The sequence below is a fragment of the Kitasatospora sp. NPDC002965 genome (assembly GCF_040611255.1).
Classification (GTDB): domain Bacteria; phylum Actinomycetota; class Actinomycetes; order Streptomycetales; family Streptomycetaceae; genus Kitasatospora.
Genome location: NZ_JBEXNT010000001.1, coordinates 98,353 through 112,918 on the forward strand (window position 1 = coordinate 98,353; position 14,566 = coordinate 112,918).

Genomic DNA, 14,566 nt, shown 5'->3' on the forward strand with positions numbered 1-14,566 from the left:
TTGCTGTGCCGGGAGAGATTCGGCTCCCCCGGCACAGCACTGGCCGAGTGCCGGCGTCCTACCGCCGGCACGGGCCAAGCCAGGAGGCTACGCCATGACGACGCGCATCGCGGTCCGGGTCCGCCCGGTCACCGGGGACACCGAGCTCCACCACCGCTACAAGAACGAGAAGGAGCCCCAGCAGCCCTACGTCGAGCTCGGACTCCAGGACGGGATCCTCCTCGCCTCCTACGACGCGCAGGTCGGCTCCGCCACCCCGGGATCGGTCCGATACGGCCTCGACCTGCGCTGGGACATCCCCGCGCTGACCGCCGGGCCGGCCAACGAGCTGCTGGAGCGGATCCGTCCGGCCGCCCAGCGGCTGCTGGACGGCTCCGAGGTCCGCTTCGAGGTCTGGAACCACATCGGACACCTCGTCACCGACGACGCCCGCGCCGCCTACGACGAGATCGAGGCCCTGTGCCGCGCCGCCCGGGACAGCACGGCCGGTGTCCTGGAGGTGTGGACCACCGACAGCATCGGCACGCTCTGGACCGCGGACGAGGCCGGCGTCACCGCCGGCACCACCGACGCCCAGCTCCTGGAGATCGAGGCCCGCCTCACCCGCGAGTTCCGCGAGAGCATGGACACCGGCCCCCTGGTGATCGACGGCCTGAACGCCCACCTGCGAGACCTGCGCGACACCCTCGCCCGGACCCCGGACGAGGGCTGACGGCGCGCCGGGCCGAGCCGGCCCGCGCGCCACCCCGAGAATCGGAGACCGCTTTGAGCACCACCGCCGAACCCGACTGGCTCGCCGTCGTCCGCGAAGTCGACGACGGACACGAGTACCTGCGGAAGAAAGCGGAGGAGAGCTCCGACCGGCGCGCGTCCGCCGTCGCCGGCGCCGCCGCAGCACTCGGCCGCGGCGGCCGAGACGCGGTCGCCGAGCAGCTCGGCGGCGCCTCCGTCCGCACCGTGGACAAGGCCATCGCCCGCGCCAAGCAGGGCCGCCCCTACAGCAGCCTGCCCGTCGACCTGGCCGAACGGCTCCTCGCCCTGGAGCTCGCGGACCTCGAACCCCTGCCCGCCGACTGGTGGACGGCCATCGCTCACCTCGCCGGCGGCACCGCCGCCGACAGCACCTGGCTCGACGACCCCGCCGAGCGCCTGGCGACCCTCCTGGAGGACGCCGCCCGCACACGCGGCAGCCGGGTCGTCCTCGGCCCGATCACCGCCGCCGTCCGCACCTTCAACCGCCCCCAGGCACTCGCCGTCCTCGAAGCCATTCGGCAGAACACCATCGAATCCCTCCCCACCAGGCGCTAGCCGGCGGCGGACCCGAACTGCCGCGCCCCGCCAGGGCAGTCCGCCGACAGCACGTCCGTCCCTACACAGCAGGAGTAGCCATGGAACTGCGAATCGATCTGCAGGCCGGAGGGCCGATCGAGTTCGGGCGCCCGACCACCGGCAAGACCCTCGGCCCGGGCGCGACCGCGCAGCAGGTCACCACGGTGCTCCAGCGCGCGCTCCTGGAGATCGAGCGCCGCGAGAGCGACCCGGACACCATCGCCAAGGGCCGGTACGCCGTCATCCTGCAGGACCCGGCCGTGCTCGACCCCGAACAGAGGGACCAGGTCGACACGATCAACCGGCGCGGCACCGCGGTCGACGTCCGCGTCACGGTGATGACCGGAATCCCGGGCGCCGCCCCCGCCTGAGCCGCAAGGAGCAGGCGCGGAACCGGATCGTCCGGCGGAGGTGCCGCGGGCAGAACCTCCCGCCTGCGGCACCGCCGCCGACAGCACCTGCTCACCCGCCGGCACACCACCGGCAGCCGTCCCGCCGACCGGCCCACCCCGGGCCGCTCGCAGGAGCGCGGAGCGGGCCGCCACCGACCAGGTGGACTCCCGCTCCGCGCCGCTCAACCGCAGATCACCCTGCCCGCCGCCCAGCAGCCCCGGCCGCACCCGTGCCGCTGCCGTCGCCGCGGCCGCCGCTCATCAGCTCCCCGGCCCCCTACGCCGATCCGCGATCCCGGGACACCGCTCCCGACCACCGCCCGAAGGGAAGCACCATGATCACCAGCCTGGACCGACTCGACATCGAGGGCTTCACCGGAAGCCAGGAGACGGCCATGGCCGAATACGACGCAGCCGCCCGGCGCTGGCGGGAGGCCCACCCGGACGCCGACCCGAGCGGCGAGGAGTCCACCACCGAGGGCCAGCGGCTGCTGGCCCTGATGGACACCGTCATCCGCTACGCCGACGTCCGCGACCGCCTGGCCAACGAGCAGGTCGCCCGCGGTGAGCGCGACCGCCTGCTGGGCGAGGTCGAGCGGCACTGGGAGGCGCTGAGCACCGAGTCCTCCTGGTTCGCCGCCCACCACGCCTACGTCCTCGCCGTCGACGAGGCCCACATCGCCATCGACATGTGGCGAGAGCGCGCCGAGACGGCCCTGCGGGGCTCGTTCCTCTGCTTCTCCGACCAGGACCAGGCGGCCTACCGGCAGATCCAGGAGGCCGGACACCCCGAGCTGGAACCGGAGCAGGACGACCTCGACCGGACCCCGGCCCAGACCGCCGAACGGCTGCGCGTCAATCTCGACCAGGCGCACGAGTACCGCGCCGGGCGGGCCGCCGAGACCCTCCGGCTCCAGGAGTCCGGGAACACGCGGCTGCGCGACCAGGCCGAGACCGCCGCCGTCCGCCTGTGGCTCATCGAGGAGTGCCTGCGCCGACTCGACGCCGCCCAGGACCCGTCCGGCATCGTCGGCGACCTCGCCCCCTACCTCGACGGCCCTCTGCACCCCGACCACATCGCCGCCTACCGCGCCGCCCAGCAGGCCACCAGCACGGCCGCGCCGGCGGCCTGAGGAGCACCGCCGACCTCCCGCATCGAGGCCGCGCGCTCGCGCACCATCACGCCCTGACCTCCCGGACCCACCGGCACCGCCGGACACAGTAGAACGGGGCGGGCCGCCACCAGCCGATGACGGCCCGCCCCCGCGCTGCTCCACCGAACCCACCGCAAGGAGAACGCCCATGACGGACGTGCAGGCGAACCACGTCCGGAACCCGTCCGCGCCCCAGGGCAGCCGAGGCCCCGGCGGCGGGCAGCCGGCCGTCAACGGCAGGCCCGCGGTGCGCCCGCAGGGCCTGCACCCCGGAGTCTGGGTCACCCAGGCATACCCGCCGGTCCTGGCGGCCGCCCTCCAGCGGCGCGGGGGCATCCCCGTCGCTGTGCGCGAAGCCGTCCTCGACCAGCTGGGGCACCGCTCCCCCGCCGCACTGCGGGAGCGGATCGAGCGGCGCTGGTGGGCCAGATGGAGCCACCTGCCCGCCGGCGAGATCGCCGAGCGGGCCGACGACATCGCCTACGCCCTGGTCGCAGAGCCGGACTGCCCGGAGCCCCGCTGCGAGGACGGCTGGCTGCTCGACGCCGACCGCGGCTGCCCCTGCTGCCGACGGCGCACGGTCGAGACCGCCGCCGTGGCACCCGCCGGGCCGCCCGCCGCCCGCACGATCGTCGCCGCGGCGACCGCCGCGATCCGGCAGACCATCCTCACCAGCCGCACCGCCGCGCACCACCGGCAGTCCCGGCACGACCAGCGCGCTCAGCAGCACGACCCGCGACCGCCTGGAGGCAACGCATGACCACCGACAACAGCCGTCCGGCCGCCCGACGCACCGGCCGCCGGGCCCTGCCCAATGGAAGTCCCGCAGCCCGGACCGGGGCCGGAGCAGGACACGGCGACACCGGGGACTGCCCGCAGTGCCGCCGGCCGAGTACCGGCGGCCTCTGCCCGCCGTGCTCCGGCCACCAGGCGGCGCGGGCGGCGCTGGCCGAGGCCGTCGAGTACCACCTGGCGGTCGCCGTCCTGGTCGGCTGGCAGGACGTCCTGACCGTCGTCGGCTACGTGCACGACCAGTTCAGCCGGATGCTGGTCGCGGGCCGGGATCGCCCGCGACGGTACGCCCCGGTGCTCTCGCGCGAGGAGTCGGCGGCTAGGGCACTGCGCGACCTCGCCGAGATCCAGGCCCGCAGGCACTTCGTCGAGCACACCGGCGTCGCCCCGCACAGTCCGGTCGACCCCGACCGGGAGTTCCGGATCAGCGGGCGCCGCCTGGTGGCCGCGCTCGTGGCCGAGCAGCGGGCCCGCCGGGGCGCGGCCGAGGCGCTGCTCCAGCAGCGGCTGGCCTACGTGCGCAGCCTGCGGATCGCGCTCGCCGAGCACGGCGCCGATGCGATCACCTCGCCGGTGTAGCGACGTCGGTCCACGGTGCGCGCGCCGGGCGGCACCCGCTACCGGGTGTCGGCCATCAGCCGGTCGCCGGCGGGAGGGAGCGCCCGCCCGTGCCGGACCGACGTCACGCCCATGCCCGCCGCCCCCCGAGTACCAACCCCGGACGACCGCGCGGGTCCGAAACCAGATCCGCACCACCCGCTCCACCACCCGCCATGTCCGGCGGGCCGATTCCGCTGGAGAACACCGTGCCTGAAACCTACGCCCCCACGGCCGACTTGGACCCGGCCGAAGGGCCCGACGGCCTCGTGGACGCCTCCGGGCACCCGATGCCGACCGAGTACCGCATCCCCTGCCCCGGCCACCCGCTCGGCGACCACGCCTCCCTGATCCTGCGACGCCGCCACACCGACCACCGCGACGCCTGGTGCCTCGTTAACCCGGCCTGGCCCGACGGCGGCGAGCACGTCTGGACCGGCAGCCGCTGGCAGTACCTCGGCGATGTCGAGGCCCGGCAGGCCTTCCGCTTCACCGAGGCCCAGGCCCTGGAACTCGCGCCCGCTCTGGCCCGCGAGGAGTCCGCACGGATGCTGCAGCTGGTCGCCGACCGGCGCCGCGACCCGGTGCCCGGCCCGCAGACCCCGGCTCGGTGAGCCGGCCCCGGCGCCGTCCCGGAGCGCGTCCCGGCGTCGCCGGCCGCCGGGCGGGTCGGGGGCCGGCTCAGCCGGTGCTGCCGGACTCGGCGCCTCGACCGTCCTGGGCCCGGGGCCGGCGGGGGCGAGCGAACGGGATCGCGGACCAGCCCTGCTCCAGGACGGCGTTGTGCTCCAGGAACTCGTACTGGGGGAACAGCTGGCTCAGGTACACGGCATCGGTGTCGTAGGCCGCGGGGAGGAGATCGGCCAGGCTGGTCCCGGTGATGGTGACCGCGGCCTCCAGTTCGGCGATGGAGGTGACCATCACCGGGATGTCGGTGCCCGGCAGGTCCACGCGGTGTGCGGGGGTGTTGATCTGGTGGAACGGCTCCATGGTCACCACCATCCCGAGCATCCGGCGGTCGGTGGGGATGCCGGCGAGCTCCGGGTGCTTGCCGGAGCGCAGGAGGCGGACCGACCTGTTGATCTGGTCGAACGACTTCGTGAACTGCTTGGCGAGGAGGGTGGTGAAGTCCGGCCCGCCGAGCCGCAGCGGCTCGCTTGGGCGGAACGACTTCACCTCCACCAGCAGGACTAGGCGGGGGAAGACGACGAAGAAGTCGATCGTCTTCGTGCTTTCCTTCTTGGAGAGCTTGACCAGGATCTCGGGCTGGACCTCGGCGTCGGGCAGCAGGTCGAGCTGGCGGCCGACGTAGCGCTCGAAGAGGTTGCCGACGTCGCGGACGAACGCCTTGCCCCACTTCGAGTTGTTGTCGCCCCCGGTGTAGTAGAGGCCGAGCGGGGTGGCCTTGCCCAGCACGGCGGCCGGCACCGGGATGAGGTAGCCGCCCGGGACGCCGCCGACCAGCGGGCGGGAGCGGAGCGGGTTGTGGGTGTAGCGGCGCAGGAGCGGGTCGTGGTCGGCCGGGAAGGCCGCGCGGAGCTTGGTCTTGGTGGTGACGAAGTGCCGGTTCAGCACCTTCTTGATCTGGGCGGGTGAGCGGAGCCCGTCGAACTGGTCGTAGTCCTCGGCGGGGTACCAGTCCAGGGCGAACCGGCCGCGGCGGTGCGGGTTCGGGTGGTTGGTGGTGCAGGCCGAGACGAGGTGGGCGATGCCGAGGTAGTCGGGCAGCGAGCAGCCGAGCAGGTCGTGGTCCCAGCCCGGGAGGATGACCTCCAGCGGGTTGTCCGCGTCGTCCGGGTAGGGGGTCTGGTCCAGCACGGCGATGGACCGGCTCAGCTGCGCGTACTCGTCCTCCTGCCACGGGCCCTGGTGGTGGGCGGTCCGCTGCAGGTACCCGGTCCAGCGCTCCATGCCTTCCGGGGCCCGGGTGACCGGGTCGTCCAGGGCCAGGTACAGGTCGAGGATCTGCCGCAGGTCGGCGCTGGTTGCGGGGGGCCGTCCGTCCCGGCCGCGGGCCAGCGAGACCCAGGCCGCGTCGAGCAGAGCTCCGGGCGTGTACAGGCCAAGGCCCTTGGAGCCCAGGTTACGGACGGGCGGAAGGCCGGCGCTGGTGACCGCGATCAACTGCGTCAGCGAGTTCGGGTCGTGGCGCAGGATCCGCTCGAAGTACTGGGACTCCGGAACGGGGTAAGGGGAGAGGGTTCGCCGCATGGCTGACGATTCTGCACCCCGCAGCACTAGTCGCGCACCGGGTTTCGGCTCGTGGGCACGCCCGCCCAATCCGTGATCGTGAACGCCATCGGACATGCACGCGCGCTCCCCACCCCCGCGCGGACCATGCCACCGCCCCCACCGCACGAGTCTGAATCCTCGATCCCGACCTGGACCTTGCCTGTCATCGCCGCCTCCGGGGGCGTGGGCCGCCGCACCGCGGCTGCTTCCGCCCCCGGTGCACCGCCGGCCGGCCGCCCCGTGCCGGACAGGCGTTCCGCCGCCACCCGCAGGATCGGCGGCCTGCGCCGACGCTCGGGGGTGCGCACCCAACCCGGATGCCGACGGCGCCGTTGCCCGGCGGTCACGGCTGACCAGGCAACGGCGCGTGGTGGTGTGGCGAGCGGCGTTCCGCCTACCGGCCGGGTCCCTGCCCGGGCTGTCCGAACGGCCGGGCGGCGGGCACCGGGCGTCCGAGGCCGCCGCCGCGGTGAACAGTCCCCGAACGCCGGCGGTTTGCCGGATCCCGGTGCAGCCCCCGCAGCCGGGCGCCAGGCGGTGTTCCGCTCCTGTAGAGGTCGGCGTCGTGGCTGACGGGCCGGCCGCCCTTGGAGCCCTTCCTCTTCCGGTTGGCGGCCTGGTCCTCCTTCTCCGGGAAGCCCGTGACCGCCACCCCTACCGGGCCCGGCTGTCCGCCGAGGCTGCCGTCCTGGTGCGCTCCGTCCTGACCGACGACCAGGTCAAGCAGCTTCAGGACGGGCTGGAGCGGGCCATGACCGATCCGTGGTTCTGGCCGGCCAGCGACGGCGACGACCTCGACGACAGCATCAGGCAGATTGTGCTGCCCGACCTGATCGCCCGGACGTGATCCTGCCCGACCTGATCGCCCGGACGTGATCCTGCCCGACCCGCCCGTTTGGTGTGTGGGCGCGGTCCGGCCTTGGGACGGTGCTCGCGGTCTGGTGCCGACCGCAGGGGCGGCCCTGCCCCGTGACGGGAAGCCGACCGTGGGTGAGCATGCCAGAGCGTGAGGCAGGTGGGGGCGGGTTCGACCATCAGGTTCGGCTCAGGAAATGCGCCGCAACACATCGACCCCCGGGACGGCAGCCTGAGCTGCCTTCCCAACGGGGAGAACCCGCATGGCCACCGCCTCGCTGGAGATGCATTGGCCTCCAAATGCTGTCGCTAGTAGTGGATTTGACGTGCAGGCGTTCGAAGTGCTCGCGGCCCACCCTCAGCCGGCGGCCGCGATCTCTGAGAAGACTGACGCTCGGCGGTAGACGAGACTCTCTTGGTGGCCGGGCCGCCGCCAAGGCTGACTGCCCGGCCACCTGCCGTGGGATCTACCAGCTGTGGCGCAGGACCGCCCGGTCTTCGTCGAGCCGGGTGCGAAGTGCTTCGTCGCCGGCCGGCAGCGGGCGGCCCAGGCGCTCGCAGACCGCGCGGTGGAGCGCCAGGTCCTCCTGGCTGCCGCCGGCGGCTAGCAGGACCGACCACAGAGGCCGGTCGGCCGCGGTCCCGCTCTCGGCGAGGATGAGGACCTCGACCTTCGCCGGGTGGCCGAGCTGTCGCAGACGCTTGGTGCCGGTCCGGTCGGCGATGGAGTCCCAGGTACGGGTCTCCCCCTCCCGGGCGGCCTTCTTCAACGCCCCGAGAAGGGGCTTAGCCAGCTCGGCGTACTCGGCGACAGACCACTGTTCCTCGCGCTGCCGGGGCACGGGCGGGGCGACGCTCTTCTCCCTCCGTTGGGCGCCCTTCCGCCTCCGCTGGACGTCCTCCAGCGCGGCCCGGGCCTGCTTCTGCCGCTCACGGAGCGCGGCCCGTTGCTGCTGGAGCGCTGCCTGCTGCTCCCTGTCGGCCAGGATCCGCTGCTGCCGCTCGGCCACGAGGCGCTGCTCGGCCTCGGCACGGTACCGTTCACTCAGTTCGGCTACCAGCGCCCGGTCCTCGTCCGAGGCACCCGGATCCGACGTCAGCCGCTGGGCCTCCTCAAGGAGCTGCCCGGACAGCGTGCCGGGCACGTGCCCACGCAACCGGATCATCACCTCGATGCAGAGATTGGTCTGCTCGGTGAGCCGCCGCTGACCGTTGGCCAGTGCCTCGCTCAGGTGCCGACGGTCTTCCACGCTCTGGTCCTGGGCGATCAGCGCCTCGACCGTGGCCATGGTCTCCCGAAGCTGCGCCGGGCCAGCCCACTTGAGTTCCCGGATGGCCGCCTGGGCGGCCTCGTGGGTGCGGGAGGTCGATGCTGCTGCGGTGTCGGAGCGGGTCACCGCGACGACCGACCGCCCCTTGCCGGTGTGCTCCGACGGTCCGGGAACGTGGGTGGCGGTCTGCTCGGTCAGGGACGTTTCGGCGCGGTCGGCCTGGGCGAAGCCCTGCGACGTGAGCACGAGGGTGCGCAAGTCGGACCAATCGGTTTGGCCCGGCATCTGGGTGCCGATGATCAGCGGCCGTCGGCCGTCCCGCTCGCTCTCGTAGCGGATGCGGTGGACGTAGCCACGTGCGGCAAGGCGGTCCGGGGGGATCAGGACGCCGGTGCCGAGTAGGAACTCGGTGACCTGGGCGTCGTCCCAGTTCACCGGCTGGGTCCTGTCGAGGTGGACCAGCAGGCGGCGGCCGTCGGCGAGGTCGGAGACGATCGCGGAGCCTCGGGGCTCGGGAAAGTCGAAGGTGACGGCGATGTTCTGCGACTTGAGCCAGGCCGCGAGTTCGGCCTTCATAAAGAGGTGGTCCGCGCTGTCCTTGCCACGGGCCTGACGCCCGCACTGAAGGCCGTGCTCGTCTCCGGCTGAGGGGTAGTGCGCGAAGTGGCAGATCTTGTCGGCGCAGCGGCGGGTCATCAGCTGGCGGCCGCAGCCGCCCGGGAGGTTCACCCCGCACCACCAGGTAGCGCCCGTGTTCTCCTTGCGGAAGGCGTCTAGCTCCTGCGGGTCCTCCGGGCAGATCACCGGCTCGTCGGAGTCCGCAGACCCGACCACGGCGGTCTGGATGAGGCGTCTGTCCATTCTGCTCCCATTGGGCCAAAGGGGTTACGTGGACAGCATTGTGCGCCCACCGTCTGACAAGCCGCTGCACTTCGGAGACGATCGACGGGATTCGGCGCTGGCCCGGGGCTGGGGTTCTGCCAGCGTGATAAGGCGATCCAGCTGCCCAAGCGCCCCTGACGCCACAGCAGCACCGGTTTCCCGCACCGGTACAGGGTGGGGAACGCGCTGCCTTCGGCGCACGGCGACCGCCGTGCAACAGCGTCCGGCAACATCGAACCCGCTGCGAGCGATGATGTCCGCGTCGGTGATCGGGGACTGCTGGGCTTCCAGCGCCATCCGTCGGCCCCGGCCAGATCGGAGTCCAGGACGTTCGCCCGCCAGGAGCCAGGACCCGTCGGCCGAGCCGACCTCCAGCCCGAAGTGGCATCGGCGTCCCGGGCGGCGCCAGCTAGTACTCCAGTGTGACTTCGTGCTCATGACGGTCCTGCGGTCTACTCTGGCTGGCCATGGGCTACGACCTGCACATCACGCGGCGTGAGAACTGGTGGGATGAAGAAGGCGAAGTCATCAGCACCATGGAATGGGAAGCGGCGGTCGCTGCCGATCCCGACCTCGTGCTAGTCCCAACGCCAGAAGGCTGGCAAGGGGGCACTGAATGGGTCGCCGAAACCGTCCCACGCAACGAAGGGAAGTCGCGCCCCGAGCCCCTGTGGTGGAGGGTCGGGCGGATCGCGGCCAAGCACCCGAGCGATGCCCTGGTCGCGAAGATGTGCCAGCTGGCGAAGGTACTGGATGCACGGGTACAGGGCGACGATGGAGAGTACTACGACTCCTGACGCATGCGGCCACCGCGAGATGATCGCGCGTACCTTCTCCTCCGGAGAGACGGGGCGTTCGACCTGCCAGCCGAACTTGCGCGTGGCCTCGTCTGGCGTTCACCTGCCCCGGGGCTTCGGCGGGTCGAGGATCACCCCGAACCGCTCCGCCTCGTCCCCGATGCCCGCCAGGATCTCGTGGACCGTGAAGGAACCCGCTCTGCCGGCGCTCCCGCGGCCAGCGCGACGCGGTCATCACGCGCTTGACCAGCGAGTACGTCAGTCTGAGGTCGTCGGCCACCCTGTCCGGCGACCCCTTGACGGTGAACAGCTCGCCCGTCGGCTCCGGCTGCATCCGGTCCGCGTTCGCGGCAGGTTCGGCCGCCGAGCTGGGCGCGGCGCGCGACACAACGCAGCCCTTCGACCCTCCCGACGGGGCGCACGTCTGTCTCGGCCGCCCGCAGCGCGTGGTCGCCCGCACCAAGGAACGCTACGCAGCGGTGCAGGAACGCCTGGCCGACGGTAAGTCCCTGACTGCGATCGGCCGGGAACTGCGGCTGGACCATTCCACCGTCCGACGCTTCGTCCGCGCCGACGGCATTGACGAACTGCTGGTCAAGGCGGCCAACCGGCAGTCCATCCTCGACGAGTACAAGCCTCACCTGCACCAACGCTGGAGCGAGGGCTGCCACGACATCCCCCGATTCCACCGCGAAGTCCAAGAACTCGGCTTCCCGGGAGACATCCAAACTGTCCGCCGCTACCTCCGCCCCGCGCATGGCGAAGTCGTCCAGGATGAGGACGTCGGGTCGGATCAGCTCTCGCATGCGCTTGTCCCAGGTGCGGTCCGCGTGGCCGCCGACGAGTTCGGCCAGGACCCGGCTGGTCTTCGTGAAGCGGACAAGGGAGTCGCGCGGGGTGCCGACCACGACCTTCCCGCCGAGCCCGGCGGCGTGGTCGTTTACTGTCCGAGGTCACTTATTCCTGGCGTGCGCTATCCCTCAACATCCGACATGCGATCAGGGAACGCACGTAGCCTCAACTGTGGTGCCCGATGGTCAGCGAGCCACCGCATCCGCTTGTCGTCCGACTCAAGACCAGCGCGGGCGGTCCGGGTCCACTCTTCTCGGTCGAGCACCGCGAGGTAGGTCGCCCGGAGCGCTTCCTGCTGCTTTGCTGTGCATCCCGCAGTCTGGGGAGATCTCGTGGTGAGGTAGTGGGTGAGCCATGCGACGCCGTAATAGCGCTCGATGGTCGGGCTGAGTGAACCCACGTGATGAGCATGAGCTTCGAGGACCGCTGCCGAGTGGGGGTAATGGGCGAGGGTCAGTCCCATTCCCCCGCAGTCGCTCATCAGTTGGATCAGCAGACCAGTGTGGTCGACCATCTCGCTGTCGGTGCCCAGGTCGGCGAGCGCCTCATGAAGTCTGGCGACAGTGGCGACCTTGCCGGCGAAGTAGCCGTTGAGGAAGTCGCCGTCGCAGGCTCTGCGAAGCAGCCACGGTCGGGCAGTTGGGCTGTCGAGTCTGCAGAGGGCTTCGACGACGTAGACGCGTCCCCAGCCGGTCACTCGCTCGGCAAGCCAGAGCAGGGCCTCGACTCTACCTGGCCGGCTCTCAAGGGCGTGCGCCGCCAGCGGACCGAAGCGGTTGGACAGCAGCCCGATCGTCTGGATCAGGGGGATGTCTTCGGTTGTTCCCACGGAAGCGACCAAGGCGAGCCCCACGGTGACCGCGCATCGGTCGGTCCCGTATCGGACCAGCCAGCGGCCTGTTCGGCGAACGCGTTCCCGGTCCGCGCGCTCGGCCGCGGCGGCGATGTGCTCGTTGTAGTGAATAGGGACGTGGACGTCGTGGAAGGCGTCGGCCAATCCGCTGGGAAGTGCGGACGCCTGCGCGAAATGCGTGTCCAGGATGAGCGCCGCGGCCTTGCCGACAGAGCTTCGGTCTTCAGGTGCCTCGGGGCCTTGTCGCCTGTCATGCAACGCGTCGTCGGGGTACGGCTCCCCGTTGCGGGGAAGTGGCTCCCCTGGAGCCAGTTGATGCAGCCGGAGCGCGTGGTCGAACAGCGCTGTCAGTGATGCGGGCAGTCCGGTCCCGGTCGCCTCGCTCATCGGCGGACGAAGGACTCGATTCTCTTGATCATGCCCCTGAGCCTGCCATCACGGCACCCGCCACACAAGCCTCCTTCGCAGGATCCTGTTGCACCGGACGCAACTGGTTGACGTGGCCATGATGCCCATCGCGGTGAGCAGCAAGGCCAGAGCTCGGGAGGCCCGAAGTCCACGTCCGGATACGGGCCCGTTGGCGGACGGGCTGGCGCAATGGCTGGCATGCACCCGCCAGATCGTACGCACCTGCTCCTCTGATTGGACGGTCCGTCGGCCGACAACATAACTGCGGGGCCAACTCAGCAGGCGACCCGCAGCTGGGGCTTCTCCCCGGCCGGATCCGGCGGCGCGATCTGGTAGGACGGCAGCCGCAAGACGGGGAGTCTCCCCGCCTGGATCAACGTCAAGGCCTCGCGGAACGCAGCCTCCATCGCCTCGTGACTCTCGTACTTGGCGGCAAGGGGATGTAGCCGGTAGCTGTTGCCGTCGCGCTGCTCGGACGGTGGCCGCAGCACGATGTTCAGCTCACACAGCGGAGCCATCAGCGCGCTGATCCCTTGCGGGGTCTTCCCGTACTCCTGCGCCATGGCCTTCTGGTTGTCCGGCAGGTTGCCGCCATGTTCGGAACGGGCTACCAGATACGTCAGGAACTTCACCGACGCCGGCGAGACGGGCAACGCCCAGATCCGGTCCCAGAGGATGGGGGACATGACCTCAGCCACGGATGCACCTTCTTCCTCGTCTGTTCTCTACATGGTCTCGCGCTATCACCCGGTGCGCTCCTGCCGCGCGTTGTCGGCCGTTTCGTCCTGGCTGTCGAAGGGCAGCGGCATCTGCAGATCGGGGCCAATGTAGTTCGGGAAGGCCGTCGGGTCATCGCTCTTGAGCTCTGCGAGGAGCTCGTGCTGTTCGTCGCTGTTGCCCCGGAACCAGAGCTTGACGTTCAGGCGGACGGCGCCGTTGCCGTGGCGTTCCACCCAGCCGTAGTCGCAAAGAACCCTGATGGCCCGGTTCACGGTGGAGCGGGAGATGCACGGCGCTCCGGTCTCCTTCGCCCGTTCGTTCAGGCCGTCCGCGACCTCCTGCTGTGTGTATTCCGTGATGCCGGTTCCCTTGATCTGGCCACCAGCGATGTAGAGGAAGACGCACAGCTCGGACTTGGTGATCCGCTTGGCGATCGCGAGCTGGGCGAGCAACTGGGTGAACCAGTTGCTCGCCAGGCTGTATCCGGAGTCCCCGGCCATGTCATGGACGCCGCGCCGATTCTCGTACTCGACGGTCACTGACTTGACCTTTGGAGCTGAACTCTGGTTACTGGCTGGCTTGCTGGACTCGCCGAGCTGCAGCCCCAGGAGGGCGACCAGGTCGTTCTTGAAGACGTCGTCCATCGTGGCCGGCACGGCTCGGGGCGCGGCTCGGCGGTGCCGGGTCGCCGGGTGGTCGGTCACAGGGGGCTCCTCATCTGCTCAGGCGCGACACAGCCTAGTTGAAAGTCAACCAGCATTTGACTTTCGTTTGGTTCGTGGCGCGTCGCACCCCTCCCACGAAGAGCTGTGTGCGGCCCTGCGCCGAGAATCAACTGTGACTGGTGTTCCTGTGCACCCCCGCCCTGGAAGACAACTGTTGCTGGAGTTTGTGTGCTGGGGTCGACACGTTCCTGGCGTGCCACAGCATCCCTGGACGGGTGGCAGCGAGGCCCTGACCTGCAGAGATGGAAACGCAACTGGATCTGTAGTTTTTCGGTCGAGTGTGCTGGTACGGTTCACAAAACAGGTTCCCGGATGTGCTCCCAGGAGCACATCGGGTCCAGTATTTCCGCAGGTCAGAGGCTATTTCAGGCGGCGCCTCTCTTCTAAAAGAGGACTGCCGTCCTACTTCCGCATCTCGCATCGGCTGGTCCTGGCCCGGTACCACCTGAGCCGCACCTCCCACTCACGCCAGCAGCTGTACCGTCTCAGGACCGTAGTTGTGAGCCGAGTACCCGGGGTACCGCGCCCTCGTACGTGACGACACCTACGGATGCCCGAACCCCCAGCACCCGAGGTTGCTCCGGCACTGGTTTCCGACACGGTCATGCATGCAGGGATCGGCATGTCGAAGTAACTGACACCGCCGTACACGACGATCCTCAGCCATCGGTGATTCATGGGCGCGGAAAGGGCCGTCAAGGCCCGGG

15 protein-coding genes are annotated in these 14,566 nt (G+C 70.8%); 9 read left to right on the forward strand and 6 right to left on the reverse strand.

Annotation, left to right across the window (positions count from 1 at the left end; genetic code table 11):
- Positions 1–94 precede the first annotated feature (94 nt).
- From ABZY91_RS00515 to ABZY91_RS00545, 7 genes are all read left to right on the forward strand, one after another.
- Positions 95–712 (forward strand): hypothetical protein, encoded by a 618-nt coding sequence (locus ABZY91_RS00515; RefSeq protein WP_355398680.1) that lies wholly within the window; start codon positions 95–97, stop codon positions 710–712.
- Positions 713–765: 53 nt separating this feature from the next.
- A complete protein-coding gene (locus ABZY91_RS00520) occupies positions 766–1,308 on the forward strand; it encodes a hypothetical protein (protein WP_355398682.1) in 543 nt (180 codons plus the stop codon).
- A gap of 80 nt (positions 1,309–1,388) precedes the next feature.
- The gene (locus ABZY91_RS00525) at positions 1,389–1,700 is read left to right on the forward strand and encodes a hypothetical protein (protein WP_355398684.1); all 312 of its coding nucleotides are present in this window, start codon (positions 1,389–1,391) and stop codon (positions 1,698–1,700) included.
- Positions 1,701–2,056: 356 nt separating this feature from the next.
- Positions 2,057–2,854: a hypothetical protein gene (locus ABZY91_RS00530; RefSeq protein ID WP_355398686.1), complete on the forward strand. Its 798-nt coding sequence runs from the start codon at positions 2,057–2,059 to the stop codon at positions 2,852–2,854.
- Positions 2,855–3,023: 169 nt separating this feature from the next.
- Complete coding sequence (locus ABZY91_RS00535) at positions 3,024–3,635, forward strand: hypothetical protein (RefSeq protein ID WP_355398688.1); 612 nt, start codon at positions 3,024–3,026, stop codon at positions 3,633–3,635.
- A complete protein-coding gene (locus ABZY91_RS00540; protein ID WP_355398690.1) occupies positions 3,632–4,246 on the forward strand; it encodes a hypothetical protein in 615 nt (204 codons plus the stop codon). Before ABZY91_RS00535 ends, ABZY91_RS00540 begins: the two co-directional genes overlap by 4 nt.
- Positions 4,247–4,473: 227 nt before the next feature.
- The gene (locus ABZY91_RS00545) at positions 4,474–4,878 is read left to right on the forward strand and encodes a hypothetical protein (RefSeq protein ID WP_355398692.1); all 405 of its coding nucleotides are present in this window, start codon (positions 4,474–4,476) and stop codon (positions 4,876–4,878) included.
- Between the two features lie 67 nt (positions 4,879–4,945).
- Here ABZY91_RS00545 and ABZY91_RS00550 read toward each other — a convergent pair whose 3' ends face one another.
- Positions 4,946–6,475, reverse strand: a complete 1,530-nt coding sequence (locus ABZY91_RS00550; RefSeq protein ID WP_355398694.1) for a nuclease-related domain-containing protein — start codon at positions 6,473–6,475, stop codon at positions 4,946–4,948.
- A gap of 586 nt (positions 6,476–7,061) precedes the next feature.
- On the opposite strand from ABZY91_RS00550, the gene ABZY91_RS00555 reads away from it, so the two are divergent.
- Positions 7,062–7,343, forward strand: a complete 282-nt coding sequence (locus tag ABZY91_RS00555) for a hypothetical protein (protein WP_355398696.1) — start codon at positions 7,062–7,064, stop codon at positions 7,341–7,343.
- Between the two features lie 475 nt (positions 7,344–7,818).
- Here ABZY91_RS00555 and ABZY91_RS00560 read toward each other — a convergent pair whose 3' ends face one another.
- The gene (locus ABZY91_RS00560; RefSeq protein WP_355398698.1) at positions 7,819–9,483 is read right to left on the reverse strand and encodes a competence protein CoiA family protein; all 1,665 of its coding nucleotides are present in this window, start codon (positions 9,481–9,483) and stop codon (positions 7,819–7,821) included.
- Positions 9,484–9,971: 488 nt separating this feature from the next.
- On the opposite strand from ABZY91_RS00560, the gene ABZY91_RS00565 reads away from it, so the two are divergent.
- Positions 9,972–10,301, forward strand: a complete 330-nt coding sequence (locus tag ABZY91_RS00565) for a hypothetical protein (protein WP_355398700.1) — start codon at positions 9,972–9,974, stop codon at positions 10,299–10,301.
- A gap of 99 nt (positions 10,302–10,400) precedes the next feature.
- On the opposite strand, the gene ABZY91_RS00570 is transcribed toward ABZY91_RS00565, so the two are convergent.
- The 4 genes from ABZY91_RS00570 to ABZY91_RS00585 form a co-directional block, all read right to left on the reverse strand.
- Positions 10,401–10,475, reverse strand: a complete 75-nt coding sequence (locus ABZY91_RS00570) for a hypothetical protein (RefSeq protein ID WP_355398858.1) — start codon at positions 10,473–10,475, stop codon at positions 10,401–10,403.
- A 799-nt stretch (positions 10,476–11,274) separates the two neighbouring features.
- The gene (locus ABZY91_RS00575; protein WP_355398702.1) at positions 11,275–12,393 is read right to left on the reverse strand and encodes a hypothetical protein; all 1,119 of its coding nucleotides are present in this window, start codon (positions 12,391–12,393) and stop codon (positions 11,275–11,277) included.
- Positions 12,394–12,689: 296 nt separating this feature from the next.
- Positions 12,690–13,112 (reverse strand): hypothetical protein, encoded by a 423-nt coding sequence (locus ABZY91_RS00580; RefSeq protein ID WP_355398704.1) that lies wholly within the window; start codon positions 13,110–13,112, stop codon positions 12,690–12,692.
- 45 nt (positions 13,113–13,157) lie between these two features.
- Positions 13,158–13,838, reverse strand: coding sequence for a replication/maintenance protein RepL (locus ABZY91_RS00585; protein ID WP_355398706.1), 681 nt, complete (start codon positions 13,836–13,838; stop codon positions 13,158–13,160).
- Positions 13,839–14,566: the final 728 nt, after the last annotated feature.